General features: G+C 66.5%; 9 protein-coding genes. All 9 read left to right on the forward strand.

What is annotated here, in order from left to right; all coding sequences use genetic code 11:
* Positions 1-139: 139 nt before the first annotated feature.
* Positions 140-526, forward strand: coding sequence for a hypothetical protein (locus KIH73_RS09260; RefSeq protein WP_219082822.1), 387 nt, complete (start codon positions 140-142; stop codon positions 524-526).
* Between the two features lie 11 nt (positions 527-537).
* The gene (locus KIH73_RS09265; RefSeq protein ID WP_219082824.1) at positions 538-3,741 is read left to right on the forward strand and encodes a type III restriction-modification system endonuclease; all 3,204 of its coding nucleotides are present in this window, start codon (positions 538-540) and stop codon (positions 3,739-3,741) included.
* A gap of 720 nt (positions 3,742-4,461) precedes the next feature.
* Complete coding sequence (locus KIH73_RS09270) at positions 4,462-5,247, forward strand: metallophosphoesterase (protein WP_219082826.1); 786 nt, start codon at positions 4,462-4,464, stop codon at positions 5,245-5,247.
* A gap of 98 nt (positions 5,248-5,345) precedes the next feature.
* A complete protein-coding gene (locus KIH73_RS09275) occupies positions 5,346-6,506 on the forward strand; it encodes a hypothetical protein (RefSeq protein WP_219082828.1) in 1,161 nt (386 codons plus the stop codon).
* Between the two features lie 168 nt (positions 6,507-6,674).
* Entirely contained in the window at positions 6,675-8,072 is a 1,398-nt protein-coding gene (locus KIH73_RS09280; protein WP_219082883.1) for a UTP--glucose-1-phosphate uridylyltransferase, read from the forward strand.
* Between the two features lie 139 nt (positions 8,073-8,211).
* Complete coding sequence (locus KIH73_RS09285) at positions 8,212-10,143, forward strand: helix-turn-helix transcriptional regulator (protein WP_219082830.1); 1,932 nt, start codon at positions 8,212-8,214, stop codon at positions 10,141-10,143.
* Positions 10,144-10,154: 11 nt separating this feature from the next.
* The gene (locus KIH73_RS09290; RefSeq protein ID WP_219082832.1) at positions 10,155-10,472 is read left to right on the forward strand and encodes a hypothetical protein; all 318 of its coding nucleotides are present in this window, start codon (positions 10,155-10,157) and stop codon (positions 10,470-10,472) included.
* Between the two features lie 83 nt (positions 10,473-10,555).
* On the forward strand, positions 10,556-13,129 hold the full coding sequence (locus tag KIH73_RS09295; protein WP_219082834.1) for a DEAD/DEAH box helicase: 2,574 nt from the start codon (positions 10,556-10,558) through the stop codon (positions 13,127-13,129).
* Between the two features lie 93 nt (positions 13,130-13,222).
* Entirely contained in the window at positions 13,223-13,570 is a 348-nt protein-coding gene (locus KIH73_RS09300) for an RNA polymerase-binding protein RbpA (RefSeq protein WP_219082836.1), read from the forward strand.
* Positions 13,571-13,625 lie beyond the last annotated feature (55 nt).

Raw genomic sequence — 13,625 nt, forward strand, 5'->3', positions numbered from 1 at the left:
AACAACGCATCCCCGTCGAACCTGTTAAACTCGCGTACAGGCCGTGAGACATCTTCGGTTATCTTCTTCACAACCAACCATGATGCCCCACGGCTCTCCCATCACACACACGAAAACCGGAAGAGCCAGTTATGAGGATGTGCGCAAGACCCCGGCTGAGTTCTCACAAGGCGCTCTTGATCTCGACGAGGACAACACCAAAGAGGGACGTTCGTCGCTTGATTTGCTGTTCGAGTGTCTGCCGACATTCCAGCTGCCGTATACGTCCAGCATCGAAACTTTGTCGGGTGAACCGTTCGATGGCTATACGGTGTACAGCGTGAACGATGGCCAGCTGCTGGCATGCTTCGATGCAGATATTCCCGAGTCGTTGATTCGTGGCATGGCGGACTTTGATCCGAAGCCGTCGTATGTGGTGGTGGCGGAGAAGAGTCTGCCGGATAGCGCTGCACGCACGAATTTCGCCGAGATCTTCAAGCAGTCGGCGAACGCACTTGAGGGGCAGACGCAGGTCCGTATCATCTAAAGGGGCTGGGTATGAAGTTCGAGTTTTCGCAGTACCAGTATCAGACGGACGCGGCGAACGCGGTATGTGACGTGTTCGAGGGCCAGCCCAGGCATGAGGGTGTGAACTATATCCGCGATGTGGGCGTGCGCAGCCGTGACATCCGCCAGGACCAGACCAACCGTGGCGCGAAACTGTTCGACGCTTCCGAGATGGATGACGACACGGGTTATCGCAACGCGGACTTGGAGTTGACCTCCGAACAGCTACTCGCGAACATCCGTGGTATCCAGAACCGGCAGGATCTGGTGGCGTCGAAGCATTTGTTCGCCAAACCGTTGGGTGCGGTGAGTCTGGATGTGGAGATGGAAACGGGCACGGGCAAGACGTTCGTGTATACGAAGACGATGTTCGAGCTGAACCGCCGGTATGGGTGGACCAAGTTCATCATTGTGGTGCCGTCCATCGCGATCCGTGAGGGCGTGGCCAAGTCGTTGGAGTTGACCGCCGATTATTTCTACACGTCCGGCCGTGATGGCAACGAAGGCTACGGTAAAAAGCTCAACTGGTTCGTGTACAACTCGTCGAACCTCAACGAGTTGGACTCGTTCGCCCAGTCGTCGGATATCAGTGTGATGGTCATCAATATGCAGGCGTTCAACGCGTCGATGAAGGAGGGCGGGCGCAGCAAGGAGTCGCGCATTATCTTCTCGGAGCGTGATGAGTTCGGCTCCCGCCGGCCTATCGACGTGATCAGCGCCCTGCGGCCGATCGTGATTCTGGATGAGCCGCAGAAGATGGGTGGCAAGGCCACGCAGGACGGTATCCGCCAGTTCAACCCGTTGTTCGCGTTGCATTATTCGGCCACGCACCGGGAAAAGCATGATCTCGTGTATTCGTTGGATGCGTTGGACGCTTATAACCAGCGGTTGGTCAAGCGCATCGAGGTCAAGGGCTTCGAGCTGCATAACATGCGTGGTACCGACGGCTACCTGTACTTGCAGGACATCATCGTGTCGAAGAACAGGCCGCCGATCGCGCGCATCGAATACAAGAAGCTCTCCGCCGTCGGCGGCGTGACCACCGCCGTCGGCTCGTTCAATGAGAACGATGATTTGCATCCCGCTTCCGGAGGGCTGGAGGCCTACCGTGACGGTTGGCGCATCGCGCCGGATGGGATCGTGCCCGATCAGGATGATCAGCTCGGCTATGTGAGGTTCCTGAACGGTGAGACCCTGCGCAAGGGGCAGGTGCTCAACGATGGTTCCGAGGCGGACATGCGGCGCATCCAGATCCGCGAGACGATCCTCTCGCATCTGCAGAAGGAGGAACACTTGTGGGCTCGGGGCATCAAGTGCCTGAGCCTGTTCTTCATCGACGAGGTCGCCAAATACCGTCAGTATGACGAGGAGGGCAACGAGGTCGACGGCGAGTATGCGAGGATCTTCGAGGAGGAATACGATCGCTGCGTGCAATGGTTCCTCCAGGGGCGGCTGGACGACGGCCATGGCTATCTCGCTTGGCTGCGCACCACGTGGGGCCACAGCGTGCACAAGGGGTATTTCAGCATCGACAAGCACGGTCGTTCCATCGACTCGAAGCTCAAGCGTGGGTCGGATGAGAGCGACGACGTGAACGCCTACGACCTGATCCTGAAGAACAAGGAACGTCTGTTGAGCTTCGAGGAGCCGACCCGGTTCATCTTCAGCCATTCCGCCCTGCGCGAGGGCTGGGACAACCCGAACGTGTTCCAGATCTGCACGCTCAAGCACTCGGATAACGAGATCAGCAAACGCCAGGAGGTCGGGCGCGGACTGCGCCTGTGTGTCAACAAGGACGGTGTACGCCAGGACCTGAACGTGCTTGGCGAGGGCGCCGTGCAGGAGGTCAACCTGCTGACCGTGATCGCCTCGGAGAGTTACGAGAAGTTCGCCGAAGCCCTGCAGAAGGACATCAGGAGCGAACTGCGCGACCGTCCGGTCAGGATCGACAACGCGTTCCTCAGCAAGGTCAGCATCCCGGCCGAACAGCTCGGCCCCGGATACGAGGGCGTCGATCCGGTCACGTTCACGCCGGAGGAATCCAACACCGTGTACCTGCGGCTCTACAAGCACGACTTTATCGACGAGAGCGGCAAACTCACCGATAAGTTCGCCGAACAAGGGCTGGACGGGGAATTCGTGGCCGCATTGCCCGCACCGTTGCAGGACAAGATCCCGGCTGTCGAGATCGTCTTGAAGTCGGTGCTGGAGAACGTCACCGGCGTGATCGTCGGCAACGCGCTCAAACGGAAGATCGGCCGCAACGACCTGAACGCCAATTTCCAGAAGAAGGAGTTCCAGGAGCTCTGGAAGCGCATCAACCACAAGTACGCGTACACCGTGCACTTCAACGACGACGAACTGGTCAGGAACGCGGTCAGGGAGATTGATTCCAAGCTCGTGGTGGCCAAGCTCTCGTACACCGTCACCAAGGGCATCCAACGCCGGGAGGCGTTCCGTGCGGATCTGGCCGTGGGCCAGCACTTCAAGCGCGAGACGAACGGCAGCTACACGCGCGACCTCGACATCGACGCGACCAACGGCGTCAAATACGACCTGCTCGGCGAGATCGCCCAGGCCGCGACCATCACCCGGCGTTGCGCCGCGAGGATCCTCAAGGGTATCCGGCCGGACAAGTTCCGCATGTTCCGGGACAACCCGGAGCAGTTCATCGCCAAGGTCAGCCGTCTGATCATCGAGCAGAAGGCCGCGATGATCGTGGACCACATCAGCTACGACCGGATCCAAGGCGAATACGATTCCACCATCTTCGTCAACGCGGGCGGGCGCGACGAGACCGACGCCATCCGGGTCAGCAAATGCGTGCAGGACTGGGTGTTCCCCGACGGAGATCCCCGGAAGGGTGTGGAGGCGCAATTCACCCGAGGGCTCGAAGCCGCTTCCGAAGTCGCGGTCTACGCCAAGCTGCCGCGCGGCTTCCAAATCCCCACGCCGGTCGGCAACTACGCGCCCGACTGGGCGGTCGCCTTCCGTGAGGACAGTGGTTTGAAGCACATCTTCTTTGTCGCCGAAACCAAAGGCGACATGAGCTCGCTGGAACTGCGCACCGTGGAAGCCAGCAAGATCGCATGCGCCAAACGCCTCTTCAACGATCTGCAGTTGGCGGACGACGTCCGCTACGAACAGGCCGTCACCTACGAGGATCTCCTCGATCAGGTGAAGGCACTGCAATAGCACCACTATCGCGGATACAGGACGGAGGAGAAATGCCAGGGCACACGATAACTGCCTCAATAGGCGCGGCGCACTGAACGTGTCCGCGTACGAAATCGGGTACAAATCGGGTACATTGCTACTCTCAACAGCGCCTAACAGCGTGTCCGTACGCAAAGCTAGGATGGCTTCAAAACGTTGAAAAATAGCCAAAAAGGTGGTTGACGCATGACAGTGCAAAACAGCGCAAAAACCACCCGTTATAGCAAGGGGTCGCGGGTTCAAGTCCCGCCGGCCCGACCGGACTAGGGGCGGAACCCATCGGGTTCCGCCCCTTTCTCGTTTCCGACGCGTTCACGCGCCATCGCCGCATCAATACCAGCGTCGGCAACCGCGCAGAAGCGGCGCCTGCGGTGCTACGGAACCGACACTGGGACGGGCCCAGCGTCGGGTAAAACGCACACGCGACCCTGTTTATCAACCAAAACCGACGCTGACAGTCACGCGGTACCATAGGGGGAACTGGGCCGGGCACAGCACGACGGCGTGCCTGCCGCCACGCACGCCACGGACGCGATGAATGCGGCGGACATCACGGACAGGACGCACCACACGCGTGACGGCCACCACGGGCGTGACGGACGCGACACGCGCCGCGGCCGCGGCGATCGCACGGCAAACCGAAAGCGGCGATAAGGAAACGAGCAACGATGACGGGCATACCGTTCTGCGGCGACATCCATGACAAGGCGGCCTCGGTGCGTCCGGTCGTCGAGCGGCGGCTCGAGCAGCACCGGCGCCGACACGCTGGTGCTGCTCGGCGATCTGCTCAACGACTGGTGGATGACCGCGCCGGAGGAGACGGCCGCGTTCGCCGCGCTGGCGGAGGCGATCGACGCATGGCGCGCCGCCGGCGTCACCGTGCACGTGCTGCCGGGCAACCACGACCTCATCTACATGATGCCGCAGGACTCGCCGGAGGCGCACCGCATGCGGGCCTGCAGCCCCGGCTATCTGCCGGGCGCGCACCGCGCCGTCCACGACCTGCTGCGCGCCCTGGACCCGCGCATCGCCTTCGGTCTGACGCTGCCCGGCGGCGTCCCCCTGCTGTGCACCCATGCCGGGCTCACCGCCGGGTGGATCCGGTGGTCGGCCCGGGTGCCGGGCACGCCCGCGCCGGCGGACGCGCCCTCGATCGCCGCCTGGCTGGACGAAGGGTTCGCGGCCCGGCCGATGGCCTTCGCCGAGCGCGTGGGGACGGCCCGCTACGGCGGCCACCGCACCGGCATCAGCCCGGTGTGGGCGGACCGCGGCGAGCTCGTCGCCGACCCCGCGCCCGGCATCGTCCAGGTGGTCGGACACACCCCCGTGCGCACGGTGACGCGGCACGGCGGGGACCTGTGGTTCTGCGACACCATGTCGACCCTCCGCACCGGCGCGCCGATCGGGGACGGCTCGATGCTGCACCTCGACATCGGCTCGGGACGGTTCACGGCAATCACCGCCGAGTCCACGCCGTTGCCTTAGCATGGTCCTTAAGCACTTAGCATGGTGTGTGACGCACGTGCACGAACCGACGGCAGGCAGGGGAGGCGATGACGGTGAGGCGGCACTTCGGACGACGCATGACGTTGCGGGAACGGCTCGCACGGTGGGGCCGCATCGACCCGACGATCCTGTTCTTCGCCATCCTGGTGGGCCAGTACGCGCTGCTGGTCGCGGCGCTGATCGCCCTGTACCGGGTCTCGCTGACCTCGCCGCTCATCACCCCGCTCTCGCTCGACACCTCGGATATGTGGATGGTCACCGCGACGGCGCTGGCCTGCGGCCTCGGCGGGTACCTGTACCTCGAGGAGGCGGGCGACCACGCGATCGCGACCTCGCTGCAGGCGCTGTGCCTGCTGCTCGGCCAGACGGCGACCGGCGTGGTCCTGGGCGGGGGGTGGCCGGCCACCGCGGCGTGGATCGTGCTCGCGCTGCTGTGGTTCGGCATCCGCGCGCACCTGGCGTTCCTGGCCTGGTACACGCCGGACATGCCGTTCCGCTACGTGTGGCGGCGGTGGCGGCGCGAGCGCCGGCTCTTCCGCGAGCGCGTCGAGCGCTGCGCGGACCGCGGCATCGCCCTGCAGCCGGGCGTGTGGATGAACGAGACGTACCGGCTCGAGCCGCAGGACGACTGGGAGCGCCGGCAGTTCGACGAGCACTACGCGACCTGCGCGCGCATCCTGGCGATGCCGGGCGACGGCTCGGGCAACACCCTGAACTGGAACGAGCTGGACGACGCGGACAAGACCCTGCGCATCAAGGCGCTGTTCCATGAGATCTGCCGGTTCGCCGGCGTCGCCCCCTCGACGTTCCTCATCCTCGAGGACAGCATCGAGGCGGACTGCCGCCTCCAGTACGACGCGGTGTTCGACATCCACACGGTGCTCGCCAACCGCACGCGGATGCTCGGGCTGCCGATGACCGACCTGGTCCTCGAGCTGACCGGCAAGATCGCGACGATCTTCATCGCCCTGTCCTACGACGACCCCAAGCTCGCCTGGGCGTACGGCGGCACGCGGATGCCGGCCGACATGAACGACGACGAGGAGCGGTACTACCTGGCGCACGTCTCGATGCTGGAGAAGCTGGGGCGCTCACCGAGGGACGCGGAGGACGCGCGCATCCTCGTCGACGACTACTGGCTGCGCGAGGTGAAGGGACGCGAGATGTCCCGCATCCTCGACGCCGTCGAGCGGCTGTCGGCGCCGGTCGACGACGCGCCGGCGCCCGTCGTGCACTGACCCGCCGCCGACGCGTCAGGCCTTCACGGATTATTCACCAGCCGCGCGCCTGCGTACCCCCGTGCGCGGGCGATCGCCGCTAGACTGGTGTCTTGTCGATTCCGTGAAGGGTGTTACTTACGAAAGGTGAGGAACGTGAACGACGTGTTCGAGCATTCAGCGCAGAAGATGAAGGCTCAGGGGATGAGCGACACCGCCATCGCCCAGTTCAAGCGGCTGTACGACGTGTGGCGGGGGGAGGAGGCCACCAGCTGGATCCGCGAGGAGGACGTGGAGCCGCTGACCGGGGTGCCGAGCTTCCACGACGTGTACCGCACCATCGACCACGACAAGGCCGTGGACGCGTTCGCCAGGACCGCGTTCCTCAAGCTCAACGGCGGCCTGGGCACCTCGATGGGCCTGGAGTGCGCGAAGTCGCTGCTGCCGGTGCGCCGCCACAAGGCCAAGCAGATGCGGTTCATCGACATCATCCTCGGCCAGGTCATCACGGCGCGCACCCGTCTGGGCGTCGAGCTGCCGCTGACGCTGATGAACTCGTTCCGCACCTCGCACGACACGATGAAGGTGATCCAGGCCAACCGCCGGTTCTCGCAGGACGGCGTCCCGGTCGAGATCATCCAGCACGTCGAGCCCAAGATCGTGGCGGAGACCGGCGAGCCGGTGTCCTTCCCCGACAACCCGGAGCTCGAGTGGTGCCCGCCGGGCCACGGCGACCTGTTCTCCACGATCTGGGAGTCCGGCCTGCTGGACCGGCTCGAGGAGCGCGGCTTCAGGTACCTGTTCATCTCGAACTCCGACAACCTCGGCGCGCGCCCGTCGCGCACGCTGGCGCAGCATTTCGAGAACACCGGCGCCCCGTTCATGGTCGAGGTGGCCACCCGCACCTACGCGGACCGCAAGGGCGGGCACATCGTGCGCGACCGGGCCACCGGCCGGCTGCTGCTGCGCGAGATGAGCCAGGTCCACCCCGACGACAGGGCCGAGGCCCAGGACATCGGCAAGCACCCGTACTTCAACACCAACAGCATCTGGGTGCGCGTCGACGCGCTGAAGGCCAAGCTCGCCGAGTACGGCGGCGTGCTGCCGCTGCCGGTGATCCGCAACTTCAAGACCGTGGACCCCACCGACCCGGACACCGAGCGGGTCGTGCAGCTCGAGACGGCGATGGGCGCGGCGATCAGCCTGTTCGAGGGCGCCATCTGCGTGCAGGTGGACCGCATGCGCTTCCTGCCGGTGAAGACGACGAACGACCTGTTCATCATGCGCTCCGACCGCTTCCATCTCACGGATTCCTACGAGATGGAGGACGGCAACTACATCTTCCCGAACGTCGACCTCGACCCACGGTACTACAAGAACATCAACGACTTCAACGAGCGCTTCCCGTACTCGGTGCCCTCGCTGGCCGCGGCGAATTCGGTCACGGTCCGCGGCGACTGGACCTTCGGCCAGAACGTCGTGATGTTCGCCGACGCCGTGCTCGAGGACAACGGCCGGCCCAGCTACGTGCCGAACGGCGAATACGTCGGCCCGCAGGGCATCGAGCCCGACGACTGGATGTTCTGAGACGCTATGCCGACGAAGAAATGGCGACGCGTTTTTGCAAAAATGCACACGCCAAGGACAAAATACCCTAAGATAGAGAAAGGCGTGCATGACGAACATATGCACACTCACTGGAAACTCTAACGATACGTGAGGACGAATGGCAGAGGGAACGAACGGTAGGCGCCGGTTTTCCGATAAGTGGGGCAAGCATGAACTCGACGTGTTGGCCGTGCTGTCCTCCGCGTTTCCGCAGTGGCTGACCTCCCGGCAGATCGCGCAGCGCGTCAAGGCGTACGCCGATTCGTACGGCGAGCTGGCCGACCAGGCGGCCAAGGCGGCGTTCGCCAAGCAGTTCCAGCGCGACCGCGCCAAGCTCGCGGCGATGGGCATCGCCATCGAATCGCGCCAGCCGGAGTACTCCTCGAAGTCGGAGGGGCAGGACTTCGCCTCATACCGCCTGCAGCTGGGCGACGAGCCGCGCGTGCGCCTGCGCTTCGCCCAGGAGGACCTGCCGGTGCTGGCCGCGGCGAACTACCTGGCGCGCTCGATGTCGACCTCGTCGGCGCCCTCCCAGCAGGTGCAGCAGCATGCCTCGCGCACCGCGCCGCGCGTGCCGCAGACGCCGACCCCCGGGCTGGGGCTGGATTCGATCGCCCCGGGCCTGGGCACGCAGACGATTCCCGACGCGCTGGTCAAGGTCATCGATTCGCGCCGGTTCGCGGCCACGGTCGACGTGGACGGCGAGCATCTCAACGTCGCGTACACCGATTCCGACGACCTGGCGATGTTCGTGCTCGAGCACCCGGGCGCCTCGATCGTCAGCCCGCAGGAGGCCGTCGACGCCTTCCACCGCCGGCTCAACGCCGCGATGGGGTTCCAGCTGGCCGACGAGTCGGCCGGCCCGGCGAGCGCCACCGTGGTCTCGCCCTCGATCAGCCGCGAGTCCGACGACGAGGACGACCCCGAGGACGTGCGCGCCCACCAGAAGAAGGGGTCCTCGTTCCAGACCGGCAGCGAGGTCGACCGCCGTCTGCGCCTGATGCTGTTCCTGTCGGCGCACCTGGGCGAGGAGTTCTCGCTGGCCGAGCTGGCGGAACGCTTCATCGGCCGCGCGCGCAACGAGGACGAGCTCAAGAAGTACGTGGCGATCATCCACAAGGACATCAACACGCTGACCACCGTGTCCGACGACGGCGAGATGGCCGGCAGCCAGTTTTTCGACATCGACTGGCCGCTGCTGGACTCCGAGGGCATCGTCTCGGCGACGAACTCGCTGGGTCTGGAGCGGCTCGCCGGCATCTCGCCGCAGTACCTGAGCATGCTCACCGCCTCGGTGAACTATCTGGCGCATTCGCCGCTGCTGCCGGACGAGCAGCGCGCCAAGGCGGATTCGCTGTACCGCCGCCTGCGCCAGCACGTCGAGCCGGGGGAGACCCCCTGGCTGAGCCTGACCGGCTACGAGGTCGAGCCGCGCAGCTTCTCGGTGGTCAAGCGCGCCATCTCCACCGACAGCCTGCTGGACATGGAGTACACCGACGGCGCGGGCCTGACCCGGCGCAAACTGGTCGCCCCGGCGAAGATCTTCGTCGACGAGGGCAAGTACTACGCGGCCGTGTGGACCGACGTGTCCGACGCCGCGCCGGCGGACAAGCAGTCGCTGGTCAAGAAGGACATGACGATCAACAAGGCGACCGGCGAGCCGCGCATCTGGCAGACGCTGCGCCTGTCGCGCATCGAGCACGCCGAGCTCGTCGAGCCGGTGCGCAAGGTCGACATCCCCGACGTGCCGGTCAGCGAGCTGCGCAAGTGGAACTTCGACAACGGCACGCCCGCGGTGTTCATCACCGACCAGCCGCACCTGCCGTTCATCAAGTCGCTGTCCGGCGCCACCGTGGAGAGCTGCGGCGCCGGCGAGAAGGTGCATGTCACCGTCTCGTCGGACTCCTGGTTCGTCGCGTTCTGCATCTCGCACGCGCGCCACATCGTCGCGGTCGCCCCGGAGACGCTGCGCACGATGATCGTCGCGCGCGCCCGCCGCGAGCTGAGCGTCGTCGCGCCGCAGGGCGACGGGGACGAGCGGCAGGACTGAGAGGAGTCGTCATGCCCTGGTGGATCTGGGTGGTGCTGGCCGCGTTCATGCTGGTCATGCTGGTGGCCGGCCTGGCCTATGCCGCGCTGCGTCTGTGGCACGGGTTCCGCAAGGTCTCGGACACCGGCGCGCGGATCGGCGAATGCCTGGCCGCGATGGGCCGGCCCTCCGAGGCCGCCGCCGTCGACGAGCCGCCGTCGTTCACCCAGCCGCTGCAGGCCGCCGCTGACCGCTACGCCGACGCCCACGCCGACGTCGTGCGCCGCCGCGAGGCCAGGCGCGCCAGGCACGTCGAGGCCTGGGCCCGCTGGAGGCGGTTCAACGGCTAGCCCGGCCGTGCCGACCGCGATACCGAAGACCGTTACGTTACCCGTACGATACATGCCGTCCGGCATGGGATAGGTGTGCCGTTATGCCACGTCGCCATCGAAGCAAGACCACCCGCGGCGAGAGCCGCACGTCCGGCGAGCCGTCGCCCGCGCAGCGCTACGCGCGCTTCCGCGAGTCCCGGCGCCGCCGGGACTCGGAGGCGGCGCGGTTCTCCGCGATGCAGCCCTTCGAGCTCGACGACTTCCAGCTCGAGGCGAACGACGCGCTGGAGGCCGGCAGCAACGTGCTGGTCGCCGCACCGACCGGCGCGGGCAAGACCGTCGTGGCCGACTTCGCGGTCTTCCTCGCGCAGCGCCGCAACGTCAAGGCGTTTTACACCACGCCGATCAAGGCGCTGAGCAACCAGAAGTACCACGACCTGGCGGAGGTCTACGGCGCCGACCGCGTGGGCCTGCTGACCGGCGACACGTCGCTGAACTCCGAGGCGGACATCGTGGTGATGACCACCGAGGTGCTGCGCAACATGCTGTACGAGCACTCCACCACGCTGGAGGCGCTGCGCTACGTCATCCTCGACGAGGTCCACTACCTGGCGGACCGGTTCCGCGGCCCGGTCTGGGAGGAGGTGATCATCCACCTGCCTCCGGAGGTGCGCATCGTCGGGCTGTCGGCCACGGTGTCGAACGTCGAGGACTTCTCGCGCTGGATCGCGTCGGTGCGCGGCGAGACCCGGCTGGTCGTCAGCGAGCACCGCCCGGTGCCGCTGGAGCAGCATGTGATGCTCCAGGCCGACGAACGCACCGAACCGGAGCTGTTCGACCTGTACCGCGGCGGCTCCGACGCGCTCAACGCCGGACTGGTCAACCGGCTGGACCAGCTCGACCGGCGGGCCGCGCGCCGCTCCGGCGGACGGGACGCGGCGCGACGGGGCGGCAAGGCGGTCAGGGCGCGGCGCGGCCACGACGCCAAGCCGCAGCGGCACACGCCGCGGCGCTGGGCGGTGATCGACGAGCTGGACTTCCTCGGACTGCTGCCCGGCATCTACTTCATCTTCTCGCGCAACGGCTGCGACCAGGCCGTCGAGCAGTGCATCGACGCCGGCCTCGAGCTGACCACCGAGGCCGAGGCGCGGCGCATCCGGCGCATCGTCGACGACATGGTCGAGGGCCAGCTCAGCAGGGAGGATCTCAAGGCGCTGCAGTTCTCCCGGTTCCGCTTCGCGCTGGAGGAGGGCTTCGCCTCGCACCACGCCGGCATGATCGCGCTGTTCCGGCAGATCGTCGAACGTCTGTTCGAGGAGGGTCTGGTCAAGGTGGTGTTCGCCACCGAGACGCTGGCGCTCGGCATCAACATGCCGGCGCGCAGCGTGGTGGTCGAGAAGCTGGAGAAGTTCGACGGCACCGGCCACGTGGGGCTCACGCCGGGGGAGTTCACCCAGCTCACCGGACGCGCCGGGCGGCGCGGCATCGACACGATCGGCCACGCGGTGGTGGTCGACCACCCCGGCTTCGTGCCCGCGACGGCCGCCGCGCTGTCCAGCAAGCGCGTGTACCCGCTGCACTCCAGCTTCCGGCCGACGTTCAACATGGCGGTGAATCTGCTCAACTCCAGCGACGTGGCCACCGCGCGCACCACGCTCGACCATTCCTACGCGCAGTGGGAGGCGAACGAGTCGGCCTGGCAGCTCGAGGCCCGGATGGAGACGCTCGAGCAGGCGCTGCGCGGCTACGAGCGCGCCTTCGCCTGCGAGCACGGCGACTTCGCCGGGTTCATGGAGCTGCGCATGCGCCTGACCGACCTGGAGCGCACCGAACGGCGGCGGCTCAAGCAGCGTGCGTTCGCCTCGCAGCGGGAACGCTCGCAGGCGTTCCGCGACCTGGACCGGCGCATCGCGCGGCTGCGCGCCGAGGAGCAGCGCCACCCCTGCCGCGCGTGCCCGGACCTGCAGACGCACCTGAAGTGGGGCCACCGCTGGGCGCGCGAACGCCGCGAGCTGGAACGCGTGCGGCATCGCTACGAGTCGCGCACCGGTTCGGTCGCGCGGCAGTTCGACCGCATCTGCGGCATCCTGCGGCAGCTGGGGTATCTGGAGCCGTGCGCCGCCGGGAACGGGGACGACTATCTGCTCACAGAGGCCGGCCAGCTGCTGCGGCGGCTGTACAGCGAGCAGGACATCGTGCTCGCCCAGGCGATCCGCGAGGGCGTGTTCGACGGGCTGACGCCGTCGCAGCTGGCCTCGGTGATGTCGGCGCTGGTCTACGAGGCGCGCCGCGGCGGCGGGGGAGAGCCCCGGTACTATCCCGGCGGGCCGGGCGGCGCCGTCGCGACGGCCGCCGACGGGCTGCGCCGCGTGTTCGGCCGGCTCGACGTGATGTGCGAGGACGCCGGGCTGGACGAGCTGCGCCGCCTGGACTTCGGCATCGCCGACATCGTCCACGGGTGGGCCGAGGGCGAGCCGCTGTCGCGCGTCCTGCACGGCACCGACCTGACCGGCGGCGACTTCGTGCGCAACGTCAAGCGCCTGGCGGACGTGCTCCAGCAGGTCGCGGCGGCCGAACCGTATCTGGGCGGGGGGCACGCCGGCCTGGCCGAGGCCGCCCGGCAGGCCGCGGACCGCGTGAACCGTGGCGTCGTGGCCTACACGGGGGTCGAATAGCCGGGTCCGGTGCAGCCCGGGCGCGGGAATATTTCCCTCGTCCGAGCTGTTTTGTAGCGTGGAAGCAACCATTTCCAAGGAGGCACAGATCACATGGCAGAACGCAGTCTGCGCGGTATGAGCATCGGCGCGAAGTCCCTTGAGTCCGACGAGCACGTGGACTTCGCCGCCAGGAACGACGTGGCGTACGTGTGCCCGAAGGGCCACCGCACGATCCTGCCGTTCGCCGAGGGCGCCGAGGTGCCCGACGAGTGGGAGTGCCGCTGCGGCGCCGTGGCGCACCGCGAGGGCGACGAGAACGCCGAGGCCAACGAGATCACCAAGCCGACCCGAACCCACTGGGACATGCTGCTGGAGCGCCGCAGCATGGACGAGCTGCAGGCGCTGCTGGAGAAGCGTCTGCAGATGCACCGGGACGGCTGGATCCCCGACTACGAGTAAACTTTCGACGAACTTCGGCTCAATCGGTATGCCCGGTCACCACGACCGGGCATAC

The organism is Bifidobacterium phasiani (genome assembly GCF_019331775.1).
Taxonomy (GTDB): Bacteria; Actinomycetota; Actinomycetes; order Actinomycetales; family Bifidobacteriaceae; genus Bifidobacterium; species Bifidobacterium phasiani.

Bases quoted from the DNA above. Each gene is read 5' to 3' on its own strand.
- KIH73_RS09265 (WP_219082824.1), top strand. From the start codon at position 538: ATGAAGTTCGAGTTTTCGCAGTACCAGTATCAGACGGACGCGGCGAAC.
- KIH73_RS09270 (WP_219082826.1), top strand. From the start codon at position 4,462: ATGACAAGGCGGCCTCGGTGCGTCCGGTCGTCGAGCGGCGGCTCGAGC.
- KIH73_RS09275 (WP_219082828.1), top strand. From the start codon at position 5,346: ATGACGTTGCGGGAACGGCTCGCACGGTGGGGCCGCATCGACCCGACG.
- KIH73_RS09280 (WP_219082883.1), top strand. From the start codon at position 6,675: ATGAAGGCTCAGGGGATGAGCGACACCGCCATCGCCCAGTTCAAGCGG.
- KIH73_RS09285 (WP_219082830.1), top strand. From the start codon at position 8,212: ATGGCAGAGGGAACGAACGGTAGGCGCCGGTTTTCCGATAAGTGGGGC.
- KIH73_RS09290 (WP_219082832.1), top strand. From the start codon at position 10,155: ATGCCCTGGTGGATCTGGGTGGTGCTGGCCGCGTTCATGCTGGTCATG.
- KIH73_RS09295 (WP_219082834.1), top strand. From the start codon at position 10,556: ATGCCACGTCGCCATCGAAGCAAGACCACCCGCGGCGAGAGCCGCACG.
- KIH73_RS09300 (WP_219082836.1), top strand. From the start codon at position 13,223: ATGGCAGAACGCAGTCTGCGCGGTATGAGCATCGGCGCGAAGTCCCTT.